12 protein-coding genes are annotated in these 13,047 nt (G+C 44.5%); 5 read left to right on the forward strand and 7 right to left on the reverse strand.

Annotation, left to right across the window (positions count from 1 at the left end; genetic code table 11):
• Window positions 1-9 precede the first annotated feature (9 nt).
• Together QS795_RS17400 and QS795_RS17405 are read left to right on the forward strand one after the other, a co-directional pair.
• Window positions 10-2,028 carry an ATP-binding protein gene (locus QS795_RS17400; protein WP_286271778.1) on the forward strand — a complete coding sequence of 673 codons (2,019 nt, stop codon included), beginning with the start codon at window positions 10-12 and terminating at the stop codon, window positions 2,026-2,028.
• A 17-nt stretch (window positions 2,029-2,045) separates the two neighbouring features.
• Window positions 2,046-3,080, forward strand: a complete 1,035-nt coding sequence (locus QS795_RS17405; protein ID WP_286271777.1) for a virulence RhuM family protein — start codon at window positions 2,046-2,048, stop codon at window positions 3,078-3,080.
• A gap of 57 nt (window positions 3,081-3,137) precedes the next feature.
• Here the strand turns inward: QS795_RS17405 and mobI are convergent, their stop codons facing one another.
• Complete coding sequence (gene mobI, locus QS795_RS17410) at window positions 3,138-3,815, reverse strand: conjugative transfer protein MobI(A/C) (RefSeq protein ID WP_107033653.1); 678 nt, start codon at window positions 3,813-3,815, stop codon at window positions 3,138-3,140.
• Between the two features lie 529 nt (window positions 3,816-4,344).
• On the opposite strand from mobI, the gene QS795_RS17415 reads away from it, so the two are divergent.
• Genes QS795_RS17415 through QS795_RS17425 form a run of 3 tightly spaced genes read left to right on the forward strand, consistent with a single transcriptional unit; the run spans window position 4,345 to window position 6,623 of the window.
• On the forward strand, window positions 4,345-4,542 hold the full coding sequence (locus tag QS795_RS17415) for a helix-turn-helix transcriptional regulator (protein ID WP_080004013.1): 198 nt from the start codon (window positions 4,345-4,347) through the stop codon (window positions 4,540-4,542).
• A gap of 8 nt (window positions 4,543-4,550) precedes the next feature.
• Window positions 4,551-6,221, forward strand: a complete 1,671-nt coding sequence (locus tag QS795_RS17420; protein WP_119298325.1) for a DUF927 domain-containing protein — start codon at window positions 4,551-4,553, stop codon at window positions 6,219-6,221.
• Window positions 6,222-6,278: 57 nt separating this feature from the next.
• A complete protein-coding gene (locus QS795_RS17425) occupies window positions 6,279-6,623 on the forward strand; it encodes a helix-turn-helix transcriptional regulator (protein WP_000136520.1) in 345 nt (114 codons plus the stop codon).
• Window positions 6,624-7,025: 402 nt separating this feature from the next.
• Here QS795_RS17425 and QS795_RS17430 read toward each other — a convergent pair whose 3' ends face one another.
• The 6 genes from QS795_RS17430 to rpmH form a co-directional block, all read right to left on the reverse strand.
• The gene (locus QS795_RS17430) at window positions 7,026-8,195 is read right to left on the reverse strand and encodes a site-specific integrase (RefSeq protein ID WP_107033656.1); all 1,170 of its coding nucleotides are present in this window, start codon (window positions 8,193-8,195) and stop codon (window positions 7,026-7,028) included.
• A 163-nt stretch (window positions 8,196-8,358) separates the two neighbouring features.
• A complete protein-coding gene (gene mnmE / locus QS795_RS17435; RefSeq protein WP_036950677.1) occupies window positions 8,359-9,723 on the reverse strand; it encodes a tRNA uridine-5-carboxymethylaminomethyl(34) synthesis GTPase MnmE in 1,365 nt (454 codons plus the stop codon).
• Window positions 9,724-9,835: 112 nt separating this feature from the next.
• Entirely contained in the window at window positions 9,836-11,497 is a 1,662-nt protein-coding gene (gene yidC, locus QS795_RS17440) for a membrane protein insertase YidC (RefSeq protein WP_154603203.1), read from the reverse strand.
• Between the two features lie 2 nt (window positions 11,498-11,499).
• Window positions 11,500-11,760, reverse strand: a complete 261-nt coding sequence (gene yidD / locus QS795_RS17445; protein ID WP_006660611.1) for a membrane protein insertion efficiency factor YidD — start codon at window positions 11,758-11,760, stop codon at window positions 11,500-11,502.
• The gene (rnpA, locus tag QS795_RS17450; RefSeq protein ID WP_006660612.1) at window positions 11,724-12,083 is read right to left on the reverse strand and encodes a ribonuclease P protein component; all 360 of its coding nucleotides are present in this window, start codon (window positions 12,081-12,083) and stop codon (window positions 11,724-11,726) included. Before rnpA ends, yidD begins: the two co-directional genes overlap by 37 nt.
• Before the next feature lie 18 nt (window positions 12,084-12,101).
• Window positions 12,102-12,245: a 50S ribosomal protein L34 gene (gene rpmH / locus QS795_RS17455; RefSeq protein WP_004906236.1), complete on the reverse strand. Its 144-nt coding sequence runs from the start codon at window positions 12,243-12,245 to the stop codon at window positions 12,102-12,104.
• Window positions 12,246-13,047: the final 802 nt, after the last annotated feature.

The raw sequence follows: 13,047 nt of genomic DNA on the forward strand, positions 1-13,047 counted from the left end.
GGAGGGAGTATGAGTTTACAAACCAATCTCAAAGGTCGCTTACGCAACACTTCTCTATCCAAAAGCCACGGCTTAATGCCGGTCTTTGAGGCGGTGGTAAACTCTATTCACTCGATTGAAGAAAAAGGGAATAGCGATAACGGTAAGGTTGTTCTTCGGATCGATCGCGCGACTCAGGAGAGTCTAGATTTCGATGCCAAATCGCTACCCCCTATCTTGGGTTTCACAATCACTGATAATGGTTGTGGTTTTAATGAAACCAACTTTAAGTCATTTGAAACACTGGATTCCGACCACAAAATTGACAAAGGCTGCCGAGGTGTAGGTCGTTTGATGTGGTTGAAGGTATTTGACCTAGTCGAGGTGGAAAGCCATTTTTTCGATGGGGATGGCCAGCTTAAAAAACGTGTATTTCGCTTTAACGATAAATCAGGTGTTCACAGTGAAAATGTTCAGGTAGCTACCGAACAGCAACCAGGTACTCAAATCAAACTGGTGGGATTTGATGAAAGTTATCGAAAGCAGGTACCAACCAAAGGGCTAACAGTGGCTAATCAGCTACTTGAACATGTGCTCTGGTACTTTGTTCGTCAAGGCAGTGCTCCCAAGATACTGGTAGAGGATGCAGATGAAGTATTCGATCTTGATGACTTGCTTACAGAGCATATGCACGCGAGTTCGTTTCCTGAAACGATTACCATAGGTGACTTCTCATTCGATCTTACTCACATCAAGTTTCGAGCATCAGTAAATAAAAAGCATCAGTTAGCCTTGTGCGCCGCAAATCGTTTGGTTAAAGAAGAATCCATTCAAGGAAAAATTCCCGGCTTGTACGGCAAAATATCTGACGAATCTGGGGAATTTACCTATACCTGTTACGTGTCTTCAGGCTACCTAGATGAGCGTGTACGTAGCGAGCGAACCTCTTTTGATATTGCCGAAAACGTAGAGGACATGCTCAATGAGGTAAGCTTTAAAGATATTCGCGATGCAGTGCTCGCACGAACGAAAGAATATCTGCAAGATGTTTTGGCAGAAAATGTCTCAGCAGGTCGTAAACGTGTAGATGATTTTATTAATAGCCATGCCCCCCGATACCGGCCTATTGCTCACTATGTTGCAGAAGAACAGCTCATTGTTGACCCAGAAAAGTCGGACAAAGACTTAGAGTTACACCTGCATGCTCAGTGGTATGAGGTCGAACGACAGTTAGTCAGTGAGGGTCATGACATCATGCAACCTCAAAATGAGGAGCACGTAGAGGAGTACAAGGGACGGCTGAGTGAGTATCTGAAAAAAGCTGAAGACCTTAAACAATCAGACCTCGCTAATTACGTATCGCATCGCAAGGTTATTATTGACCTGCTGCAAAAATCCATCGAGCGACTGGATGATGGCAAGTATGCCCGTGAGGATATAATTCATGAGCTAATCATGCCGATGCGCAAAGATTCTAGTGAGGTTTTACTGGACTCTTGCAACCTTTGGTTGATCGATGAACGTTTGGCATTTCACAACTATTTGGCTTCCGACAAAACGCTGAATGCAATGCCGATTACTGGTAATGATTCGACAAAAGAGCCCGATTTGCTCAGCCTGAGGGTATTTGATAACCCACTACTGGTTAATGATCAAACCAGCTTTCCCTTAGCATCTATCACCGTTGTCGAAATCAAACGGCCAATGCGCAATGACATGCGCGAAGGTGAAGATAAAGACCCAATAGCTCAAGCCCTCGGTTATGTAGAGAGAATTCGTGATGGGCAAGCGAAAACAAAATCAGGACTACTTATCCCTAGAAATCATGATATCCCCGCATACTGCTATATTGTGTGCGACCTGACCTCAACAATGGTAACGCGCTGCAAAAACTTTAGTTTAACCATGACTGCGGATGGCATGGGATTCTTCGGGTACAACCCCAATTACAAAGCTTATATCGAGGTCATAAGTTTTAATCAGCTTGTGAGGGCCGCAAAGGAACGTAACCGTGCATTCTTTGACAAGCTTGGACTTCCCTCTATGTAAGTAAAAAGGTTGATTGCATGACAGATAATATCCCCCAAGCTCCTCATGGTGAGTTTGTTCTTTTCACCAGTGCTGACGGTCAAACCCGCGTTGAGTGTCGTTTTGAGTCGGACACGTTGTGGCTTTCTCAGGCTGCAATGGCTGAGCTTTATGATAAAGACGTTCGCACAATCAATGAGCATCTAATCAATATCTACAACGAAGGTGAGCTTGTACAAAACGCAACCATCCGGAAATTCCGGATAGTTCGATTGGAAGGTACTCGCCAAGTATCTCGCAAGATCGACCACTACAATCTCGATGCCATTCTGTCTGTTGGCTACAGAGTTCGTTCGCAACGTGGAACACAGTTCCGCCAATGGGCAACGAAAATCCTGAAAGAATACCTGATCAAGGGATTTGCCATGGATGACGAGCGCCTCAAAAATCCACCCGTTGGTCACTCTGCGGTGCCTGACTACTTTGACGAGATGCTTGAACGCATTCGCGATATCCGAGCCAGTGAGCGTCGTGTTTATCTGCGAGTTAAAGAAATCTTTACCATGGCAGCCGATTACGAGCCATCCAACCAAGATACTAATCGCTTCTTTCAAACCATTCAGAACAAGCTGCATTATGCCTGTACGCACATGACGGCTGCTGAGCTGATTGCTAGCCGTGTGGATGCCAGTAAGCCAGATATGGGGCTAACCAGCTATAAAGGCGATGAAGTGCGTAAGACCGATGTCACCATCGCCAAAAACTATCTGCGTGAAGACGAAATCAAAGAGCTTAACCGCATCGTCAATATGTGGCTCGACTTTGCTGAAGACCAAGCGCTTCGCCGCAAACAGGTATTTCTAAAGGACTGGGCCGATAAGCTAGACCAGTTTTTAAGTTTTAATGATCGGGACGTATTAAGCGGAGCGGGGAAAATTACCAAGAAAGACGCAGATGATAAGGCGAAATTAGAGTTTGATCGCTTTGCCCAGCAACGCCGCCGTTTGAAAGAAGCTGAAGGTTCACGGGCCAATATTGCAGCACTCAAGGCTATACTCAAAAAAGATAAATAGCCGATATAGTACAGCCCTGATTTCGAATGAATTGAGGGCTGCGTTGTAAGAGGATAACTATAAAGGATTATCCATCTTAAAATCGTCGATATCGCCTGTCATTTTGAATAGATTGGTGTCATTCCACCTACATAGCTGGCGAATTCTCATCAGATTGGCATTGGCTCTACGGATGATGGCAAAAGCTTCCTCTACTACGTTAATCACAGGTTTTTCCCAGTATTGTGCTTGGGTAAACGTAGTTTTGGGGTATCGGAAATGCCCATCTCGCGGAAGATAATGGCTGATCACTTGGAATCCATCAGCATTTTTTTTAGGCTTAAACTGGTTATAAACCCAAAAAATTTCGAGTTTTTTGTTTCTTAGCCTTACACGACAACCAAAATGACCCGGATAACCTGGTGAGTTTTTACCTCTATGTGCAACGTTGTTCTGCCAGAACAAGTCTGCAATTTTTTGTGCTATGTAGAAGTAGCGGAGCTGTTCTATTTCGGTTGATTTATGGGTGTAGTGTAGATATTGCTCTGATATGGTTAAGGAAAAAAGCATTGCGTCGTCTTGATTAACATTTGTGCTATTGGCAATAAAGGTTTCCCAGATACTAATCTGTGTTTCTAGTGCTTTTAATGATTTTGAGAAGGCTTTTATGTACTCAGATTGTGGTTGATTTCCCCCATTTAGTGAGGCACTAAATGCAACAATTTGTTGTTCTAAAAATGAATAATTTTTGGTCATGACATAATCCTCTGTATTGTGAATTCAGAGTTAGTCTATTGTCTCATTATCTAATTCATCGCCTGTCTTCATGCCCTTTTTGGGCACTTAGGTCTTTTGGTATGACGCCTTAGCCAGAAGACCCAGCCAATTCCTTTCCAATAACTATCTGATGGGGGACCTTGGACGATTTATTCCATACAAGCTTTATCGCCAATAAAAGACCTGAGCTAAACGATTCCATTTTTAATGGGGGACATGGCTTTAAGAGTTGTAAATCGCCAGGTCTCTAAACTTTCACATGTGAAAGTTTTCTCTGGTTATTCACTGGCGCATAAATTGATACGCTAATGTCGAGAAACTCATTAGTGGCTTAGCTTTTTGCTCCTCAGAGGCTGTTTTTTATCTATATATTGAATAAATGTCATTAAATATTAGCGTGTTGAAATTTATTATTGAAATTCCCCAAAAGGGCAGTTCCAGCGGTCTGCTTAACAACTGATTTTTAGGATGATGCTGCATGAAGGTTCAATAATTTTCAGGAGGCATTATGAATCAAGTTACACCCACCACTGACGAAAGACTACTCACATATCGAGAGGTGTGTTCTCTCACTCAAATATCACCAGCAACACTGCGACGTTATGTCCAAAGTGGAAAATTTCCTTCACCAATCAAACTCAATGCTCATGGCCGATCAGTCCGTTTCCGACACAGCGAGGTATTGGCTTGGATGCAATGTTTGTAGGAGGAAAAATGCAGCTTGAACTACGTAATAATGGTTTATTCCGCATACAGGATGGTGAAGAACGGAAAATTTCCGATCCAATTTGCGTGCTTTTTAGAGTGCGTAGTGATGACCGAATTCGGAGTAGTGGCGTGTTGTGCGAGTGGCTCAATCTGGATGGCTATTCCGTCCAGGAGGTATTTTTAATGAAGATATTGAATGGTAGCCAGTCCATGTTAATCCGAGAACGGTTATTAGACAGTGGTTTTTGGATAGAAACTGGCATCGATACGTGGAAACTGATTCAACAATATTTAGTTCAAGAATCGCGCAAAGCGAGTACTGCAACCATAGTGGAAAGGACTGGTTGGCATCGTGAGGTATTTGTTACGCCCAGTTGGATTTCTGGTAGGAGTGATGAACCGTATCTATATCTATCTCCGCGTGTTGCCCCAAATTTTCAGCAAAAAGGATCTTTGGACGATTGGCGACAAGAAGTCGGGCGTTTTTGTCGTGGTAACCCATATTTAATTTTCGCTATTGGCTGTGCCCTTACAGGACCACTGTTAAAACCCGCCGGTTTGGAGAATGGCGGTATTCATATTGTTTCCAATTCTGCTGATGGTAAAACCGCACTTCTCCAAGTGTGTGCAAGTGTCTGTGGTGGTTCTGACTTCATGAAAAGTTGGAGTGGCACTGCCAATGGTATTGCTGCTGTCGCAAGTGAACATCACGACCTAGTTTTACCGCTTGATGAAATTGGCATGGCCAAAGCGGAAGATATCGATACCTGTTTGTATCAAATTTTTAATGGTGCTGGGAAATTGCGGGCAGATAAAACCGGCAAGCTTGCTGAATCTGAGCATTGGCGTGTGCTGGTATTAAGTTCAGGTGAAAAGTGGCTCTCAGAGATATTTGAAAGTTTGGGTCGTAGCCCGATGGCCGGGCAAGAAGTTCGTTTGATTGAACTTCCGGTAATTGGTCAGCATGGGGTGCTGAATGATCTTCACAGCTTTTCCACACCTCAAAAGGCCATTGATCATCTGAAGTCTGCAAGTGCGAGAACGTACGGATCATTGCTGAGATCATTCATCGAATTGATCACGACTGATGTAGTGGATCTTAATCAATACGTGCCAAAGGAATTACAACGCATTGTTGATAGCTGGCTACTGCCGGATTCATCCTCACAGGTGCAGCGAGTCACCCGGCGTTTTGCGCTGATTTTAGTGGCCTTGCAGCTTGCCTCTCGTAACTTTCTGGTTAATTGGAGTGAGGACGAATCAGAGCAAGCAGTGCACAGCTTATATCGGGTTTGGTTGGGAAGTCGCGGTCATTTAATGAATCTTGAGGAATATAGCTTACTACAAAAGATTGGCGGTGTTCTCGCTAAGTGGGACAAACGACTTGCTAAAGAAGGCGATGTATATAGGCCAACAAGCATAGGATATCGACGGTTTATCGATGGTGAGGAGCTTTGGCTCATCCACAAAGATGAATTTTTGAAAGGCTTAAATTTGCCAACTCATTATATGCGTGATGTTGAGCTGCTCTTCCGCCGTCAATGTCTTGAAAGTAATGAACGCAGCCGTGGTACCTATAAGCTAAAGATGAGCGGTCGCTACTATCGTTTTTTTGCCCTTTGGCCTGACAGGGTGAGGCAAGCAATGCTGAAGATGGAGCAAGTCGATGATGAATAATTCAAATATCCCACTTTCCCACTTTTCCCTGTTTGATTCTGAGGTAGGAGTATCAACATGACTGAAAAAGAGATGCTTCAGCGCATGCTGATGGATATGTCATTGCTTAAAAAACTGATTACCGATCATATCAAAAACGAGCAACGTCCTGACACGACAAAGGAAATCCTCACCGTTGAGGAATGTGCTGAGCTGACGGGGCTAAAGAAAAGTACTTTGTACCGGTTGACTCACGAACGCAAGATCCCATTCTTCAAACCCAATGGTAATCGGGTGTTCTTCAGGCGAGCAGATATCTTGGCTTGGTTGCAGAGTAATCGTGTGGCGTCTTCTGATGAGATTGATAAAGCCGCTGCTGATCATCTCGTTGCTAACCGAAAATTGTATGGCCGGAGATATTAGGTTGATGTTTAACCTTTTGAAAATAAATAGGAATGGTCGGATGCGTTACATGTCACAGTTCTTTAACTGTGACATGTAACGGTTACTCGTTGGATTGACAGCTCAGGCTTTAATGACTAAGTCTTAATGTGCGTGCGAATGCGCTTTTAAAAACACATCATTAGCTAGATATGTCTGTAAAACATACTCCAACAGGTGTTGTACACAGCGGTGCTAAAGGCGGCACCACTGGCTGCGGTACTGACACAAAGAAAAATGCTGATCACTGGGTTAATTCCCACGAGAAAATCACATGTGATAAGAATGGCTGTAAAAACTAACGATCTTATGTGGTTGATGGAGGGCACTGTCGAGGTGCCCTTTTCTTTGTAAAGATGTATTCGTTTGGTCGTAATAATGCTCTTAGTCTGATGACTCATCGAAGATATCCGGAAAGGTCCGCATGGCCTCTGTGCGACGGGTTTCCAGAATATCTGCGTAGATTTCTGTTGTTCTGAGTTCGCTATGGCCAAGCAATCTGGAAAGGGAATAGATGTCTAGCCCTCGGGCAAGTTGGTTTACTGCAAAGGTGTGGCGGCCTGCATGAAAGGTCACGTGTTTGGTGATCCCGGCACGTACAGCCCACTGCACTAGCGCGACGTTGCTATAGCTGTCGTAACGCAATCCCTTAAAAACCCGTTCTGTCGGTTTTCCCCTGTTTTCCAAGTTGAGCAAACGTACTGCTGAATCCGGTAAGTCGAGATATTGCAGGCCATTGCCTGAGTTTTTGAGCTTTATCTGGGAAAAGATTATTCGGTAGTGCCCTTGAGCAAATAGTTCAATTTCACTCCACACCAGTTTATGAATGTCTGACCAGCGTAGACCCGTAGTGCAGGAGAACAGAAATGCTCTCCGTAGTACATCGTAACGGCATTCTGCCTTGGTAAGGGCCTTTACCTCATCCAGAGTGAGATAAGTGCGCTGTGTCCTCTCTGCTTTGATGGATTTGACTTGTTCAACAGGGTTATCTCTGATGATTCGGTCGCGTTGCGCTTGGTTGAGTGCTGCCCGGATTTTATTGAAGTAGCTACAGGCGGTATTCCTGGAGAGGCCGGTATCTGATTTTGTTATTGCCTCATGCTGTAGGTAATGACGGAACCCTTCCAAAAAGTATTTATCTACCTGTTCAAAAGTGAGTTCTGCGTGGCGGTGATAACGGTGGAGATGGATGCCCGCAGAAACCCAGATTGAGTAGTTGGATTTGCTACCGGATGCTTTACTCGCTGTAATTTGGTCGAAGTAGTCAAAGAAGCTGGCATTGAGTTTTGTGCGGTCATCTAAGCCGTGTTTGGCTGATTCCATTTCCAGTAGACGCTTGGCTCGAATGGCCTCAGCTTTTTGCAATGTAGTTTTATTGTGCTCGCGCTCAACTGCGTTTTTGGGCTTGGCGTAGAGGAACAGGTTTAACGTCTCATATGAGCGTTTCTGAGCTCTTGAGCCGTCTTCCGAGGTCTTTGAACCGTAATAGTACACAAGCCTGATAGCACGTTGGCCATTCTTATCTGGATCTCGTTTATGTATGCTGATTTTCATAGGTTTTTCTCATCTTGTGCGCCATATGTGCGCCAGAATTTATCTGTGGCGCACACGTGGCGCAAGAATCGACAAAACCCTTCAAATCACTTCCCACCCAATAAAACAAAATTATTTTAAAATCATAATGTTGTTTTTATTTGGTTTGATACGTTTTACTATTTTACTTCCCGATACAGAAACTCGAGAAAATACGCCCTAACAAATCATCGGAGGTAAATTCACCGGTGATTTCGCTCAGTTCTTGCTGAGCTAAGCGTAGCTCTTCAGCCAATAGCTCACCAGAGCGAGCATTCACTAACTGGTCATAGCCTTGTGCAAGGTGAGTGGCGGCATTGTTCAGTGCTTGTAAGTGGCGACGACGGGCAAGGAAACCGCCTTCTGTATTGCTATTAAAGCCCATGGTCTCTTTGAGGTGATCGCGCAGCAAATCGATACCTTTTTCTTCACGGGCAGATAAACGAATCAGTGGGTAACGGGCATCAGCAACAAATTCTACAGATTCCCCTGTTTTATCTGCTTTATTACGAATAACCGTGACTGGCAATGTTTCTGGCAAGCGAGCCATAAATTCAGGCCAAATCTCTTGTGGCTCAGTGGCATCCGTCGTGGTGCTGTCTACCATAAATAGAACACGGTCGGCTTGCTCGATCTCTTTCCATGCGCGTTCGATACCGATGCGCTCTACCTCATCGCTGGCTTCACGTAAACCGGCGGTATCAATAATGTGCAGCGGCATACCATCGATATGAATATGTTCGCGCAACACATCACGAGTGGTACCTGCAATATCCGTCACAATCGCTGCTTCGCGCCCCGCTAATGCATTCAATAAGCTAGATTTACCCGCATTCGGGCGGCCTGCAATCACCACTTTCATACCTTCGCGCAGCAAACTCCCTTGGCGAGCCTGTGAGCGTACGTCTTCTAAGTCTGCGACCACTTCGTTTAATTTGGCTTCAATTTTACCGTCAGACAGGAAATCAATTTCTTCATCTGGAAAATCAATCGCCGCTTCCACATAGATGCGCAAGTGAGTGAGTGCTTCCACCAATTGATGGATATGGGAGGAAAAAGCACCCTGCAAAGAGTTCATCGCTGAACGCGCCGCTTGCTCTGAACTCGCATCAATCAGATCGGCAATCGCTTCAGCTTGCGCCAAATCGAGTTTGTCATTTAAAAATGCACGCTCAGAAAATTCCCCCGGATTGGCAATACGAATATTGGCAATAGTCAGAATTCTTCTAAGTAATAAATCGAGGATAACAGGACCACCATGCCCTTGTAGTTCAAGAACATCTTCCCCAGTAAAAGAGTTAGGTCCCGGGAAATAAATAGCAATCCCTTGGTCAAGGACAGAGCCATCTGCATCACGAAATGGCAGATAATCGGCATAGCGCGGCTTCGGTAACTTTCCGAGTACTGTTTCAGCAACAAGAGCTGCTTGCGGGCCGGATACACGTAAAATTCCAACCCCACCACGACCGGGAGCGGTTGCCTGTGCGACGATAGTATCGTTGATTTGCATGATGTTTCTCTGTCTATGACTAAAAAAAATTGAGGCGACCCTAAATGGATCGCCTCAATGTTACTATAGAATCTGGCTTTGTGAAGCCCTCTAAACTCGATTGGAATTTAGATTATTTCTTCGCTTTCTTATCACGGCTATGTAAGCCACGTTTTTCCAGACCACGGTAAATAACCTGCTGCTGGATAATGGTGACTAAGTTGCTCACGATATAGTACAGAACCAGACCTGATGGGAACCACAGGAAGAACACGGTAAACACGACTGGCATGTAAGTCATGATCTTCTGCTGCATTGGGTCAGTCACGGTAGTTGGTGACATCTTCTGGATAACAAACATCGTCACACCCATCAGCACTGGCAGGATGTAGTACGGGTCTTGTGCAGACAAGTCTTGGATCCAACCAAAGAACGGTGCGTGACGCAGTTCAACAGAACCCATCAACATGTAGTACAACGCAAGGAAGATTGGCATTTGAATCAGCAGCGGTAAACAACCACCCAGTGGGTTTACTTTTTCTGATTTGTACAGCGCCATCATTTCTTGGCTCATACGTTGTTTATCGTCACCAATACGCTCACGCATTGCAGCCAGTTTAGGTTGCAGTAAACGCATTTTCGCCATTGAGGTGTACTGCGCTTTAGTCAGCGGGTACATAATACCACGGACGATAAAGGTGATAACGATGATGGCAATACCCCAGTTACCGACGAAACCGTGAATGAATTTCAACAGTTTGAACAGTGGCTGAGAGATAAACCATAACCAACCGTAATCTACGGTTAAGTCTAAATGAGGAGCAACTTCCGCCATTTCTGACTGAATTTCAGGACCAATCCACAGTGTAGAAGAGTAGGTCGCAGCACCATTTGATGCGATGGTCAGAGGTTCACTCTTATAACCAACGATGGCTGATTTCTTATCGAGATCAATGGTGTAGAAAGTGCTTTGCTCAGAAGAAGCTGGGATCCACGCAGTTGCAAAGTATTGTTGCAGCATCGCGACCCAACCACCTTTGGTTGTCAGGCTTAAGTTTTTATCTTCGATGTCACTGAAACTATATTTTTTATAGTTATTTTCATCAGAAGAGTAAGCCGCACCACGGTAGGTGTGCAGAGCAAAGTTGCTGCTGCCAGTATCACGCTGTTCTGGTAAAGCGATGGTTTGCTTTAATTGCCCGAAGAACGCAAGCGTTAAAGGCTGTGCAGTTGGGTTTTGAATGTTGTATTCAACATCAACAGTGTATTTGCCACGCTTCAGAATGTACGTTTTCTGATAAACCACACCGTTATTATCGGTGAAGGACATCGGAATGCGTAATTCGTCTTGACCATCTTTTAACTCAAAGCTTGCTGCTTCTGATGTATAAAGAGGGCGTTGACCATTGTTATTCGCTGGGTTGTCTGGACCATGAGGACCGATCAGACCACTTTGTGCCTGATAAACAAAACCTGGTGTGGTTTCCAATAAACGGAATGGGTTTGGTGAATTCAGGGTTGCTGGATAGGCTAACAGGTCAGCCTCATCGATATCACCACCACGAGTATTGATACGAATATCAAGTACGTCGGTTTTAACGGCAATAAGCTTACCTTGTTCACTACCTGTGACCGCTTGACCATCATTGCTTGCACTGCTCGGCATGTCCGTCTTTTGCTGAGAAACTTGAACAGCCTTGGTTTCCTGAGCAACTTTATCGCTCTCCCAAGCCTGCCAAACTAAGAACGACACGAACAACAAAGCGATGAGTAGAAGATTGCGTTGGGAATCCATCGTTATAATTCTCTATTATCATCAGTTTTTCTAGGTGGGACAGGATCATCTCCACCAGCGTGTAAAGGGTGGCATTTTAATACGCGTTTGGCAGTTAACCAACTACCTTTTAGCATACCAAACCTGCGCAATGCCTCAATTCCGTAATTAGAGCATGTGGGATTGAAACGACAACGAGGTCCTAACAACGGACTAATAGCCAGTTGGTAACCTCTGATCAGCATGATCAGGACTTTTGAGCCAAGCGACGGTGACGACGCCATAACTTATCCAATGATTCCGTAATCTGTTGATTGTCGAGATCGGCTACCCCTCTGCGAACCAGAACCACAAAGTCCATTGAAGGCAACTCATGTTGATGCAAACGAAAATATTCACGGGCTAATCGCTTGATACGATTACGCTCATGAGCACGTTTAACATTTTTTTTGGCGATGGTAAGACCGATGCGGGGATGCCCCAGCTCGTTAAGGCGACCAAGGATTGTTATCTCTGGGGAACTCGCCCTCTGCGGCTGCTTGAAGACATTGTCGAAATGCCTGGGAGTTAACAAACGTAACTCCCGGGTAAAAGCGAGCGTAACCACTATAGAGGGCTAGCTTTATTACTTAGATGAAACGGTCAGACGAGCGCGGCCTTTAGCACGACGGCGAGCCAGAACCTGACGACCATTTTTAGTGGCCATACGAGCACGGAAACCGTGTGAACGGTTGCGCTTCAGTACGGACGGTTGAAAAGTGCGTTTCATAACGATTTCTACCTAACTTTAAAATTTATTACTGATTCAGTAAACGCGTTGGCAACCAGTGGAAACTGATTTACACCTGTGCCTCTATCGCAACAATATAGAAAGAGGCAGGATTGTAATAAAACATAGGGGGTCACGTCAATAAAATGACGTAATCAAACCACTTTTTATTTAAACCTGGCTGACCGGTTTGCCGATATGTGCCGTGACAAGCTACGTATGGAACTCATTTATGCTGCCTTTTAGGCAAGTCTAACAGTTTAACTTTCAATCAACTCAAGCGTTTATTGACGTTACCCATAAAACCATGCTGCCTAAATTCATCATAAAAAGTGACATTCGCAGTGTACACAGGGAGGAAGATTATACGGACTCCTCCCTAAAGCGCAAGGATCTTAGCGGGATCCGAAAATATTTTTTGATCTTGGGAGATTATTTCTATATATAGGCTAAAGTTATCCCCAGACATGTGGAAAATTTGTCGTTGCCCGCGATCACCCAGCAAAATTCTCCCCTACCAGAGCCGCCTTATCACATTTGCCTGTGGATAAAAAGCATAAAAACTGTGTAAAAGAATGGAGATCTTGAGTGAATTTTGCGGTATGATCGCAGGTCTATTTCTGATCGGAGGATCAGGAATATGCTGTGGATAGATATGGTGAGTAAAAGTTAGTCAAACACCTTCTCTGGCCCCCTATTCTCTTAGTGACCACGAAAAGTGACTAATGGAATAGTTGCCAGTAAAAAATTCTTAACGAAATCCGTAATTCTTGTTTCATTGACCTTGTTAGGGGAGTCCAAC

The organism is Providencia zhijiangensis (assembly GCF_030315915.2).
Lineage (GTDB): Bacteria > Pseudomonadota > Gammaproteobacteria > Enterobacterales > Enterobacteriaceae > Providencia > Providencia zhijiangensis.

Coding starts and splice junctions, on each gene's coding strand:
- QS795_RS17405 (WP_286271777.1), top strand. CDS start 2,046: ATGACAGATAATATCCCCCAAGCTCCTCATGGTGAGTTTGTTCTTTTC.
- QS795_RS17420 (WP_119298325.1), top strand. CDS start 4,551: ATGCAGCTTGAACTACGTAATAATGGTTTATTCCGCATACAGGATGGT.
- rpmH (WP_004906236.1), bottom strand. CDS start 12,245: ATGAAACGCACTTTTCAACCGTCCGTACTGAAGCGCAACCGTTCACAC.
- yidC (WP_154603203.1), bottom strand. CDS start 11,497: ATGGATTCCCAACGCAATCTTCTACTCATCGCTTTGTTGTTCGTGTCG.
- mnmE (WP_036950677.1), bottom strand. CDS start 9,723: ATGCAAATCAACGATACTATCGTCGCACAGGCAACCGCTCCCGGTCGT.
- QS795_RS17425 (WP_000136520.1), top strand. CDS start 6,279: ATGACTGAAAAAGAGATGCTTCAGCGCATGCTGATGGATATGTCATTG.
- yidD (WP_006660611.1), bottom strand. CDS start 11,760: ATGGCGTCGTCACCGTCGCTTGGCTCAAAAGTCCTGATCATGCTGATC.
- QS795_RS17400 (WP_286271778.1), top strand. CDS start 10: ATGAGTTTACAAACCAATCTCAAAGGTCGCTTACGCAACACTTCTCTA.
- QS795_RS17415 (WP_080004013.1), top strand. CDS start 4,345: ATGAATCAAGTTACACCCACCACTGACGAAAGACTACTCACATATCGA.
- mobI (WP_107033653.1), bottom strand. CDS start 3,815: ATGACCAAAAATTATTCATTTTTAGAACAACAAATTGTTGCATTTAGT.
- QS795_RS17430 (WP_107033656.1), bottom strand. CDS start 8,195: ATGAAAATCAGCATACATAAACGAGATCCAGATAAGAATGGCCAACGT.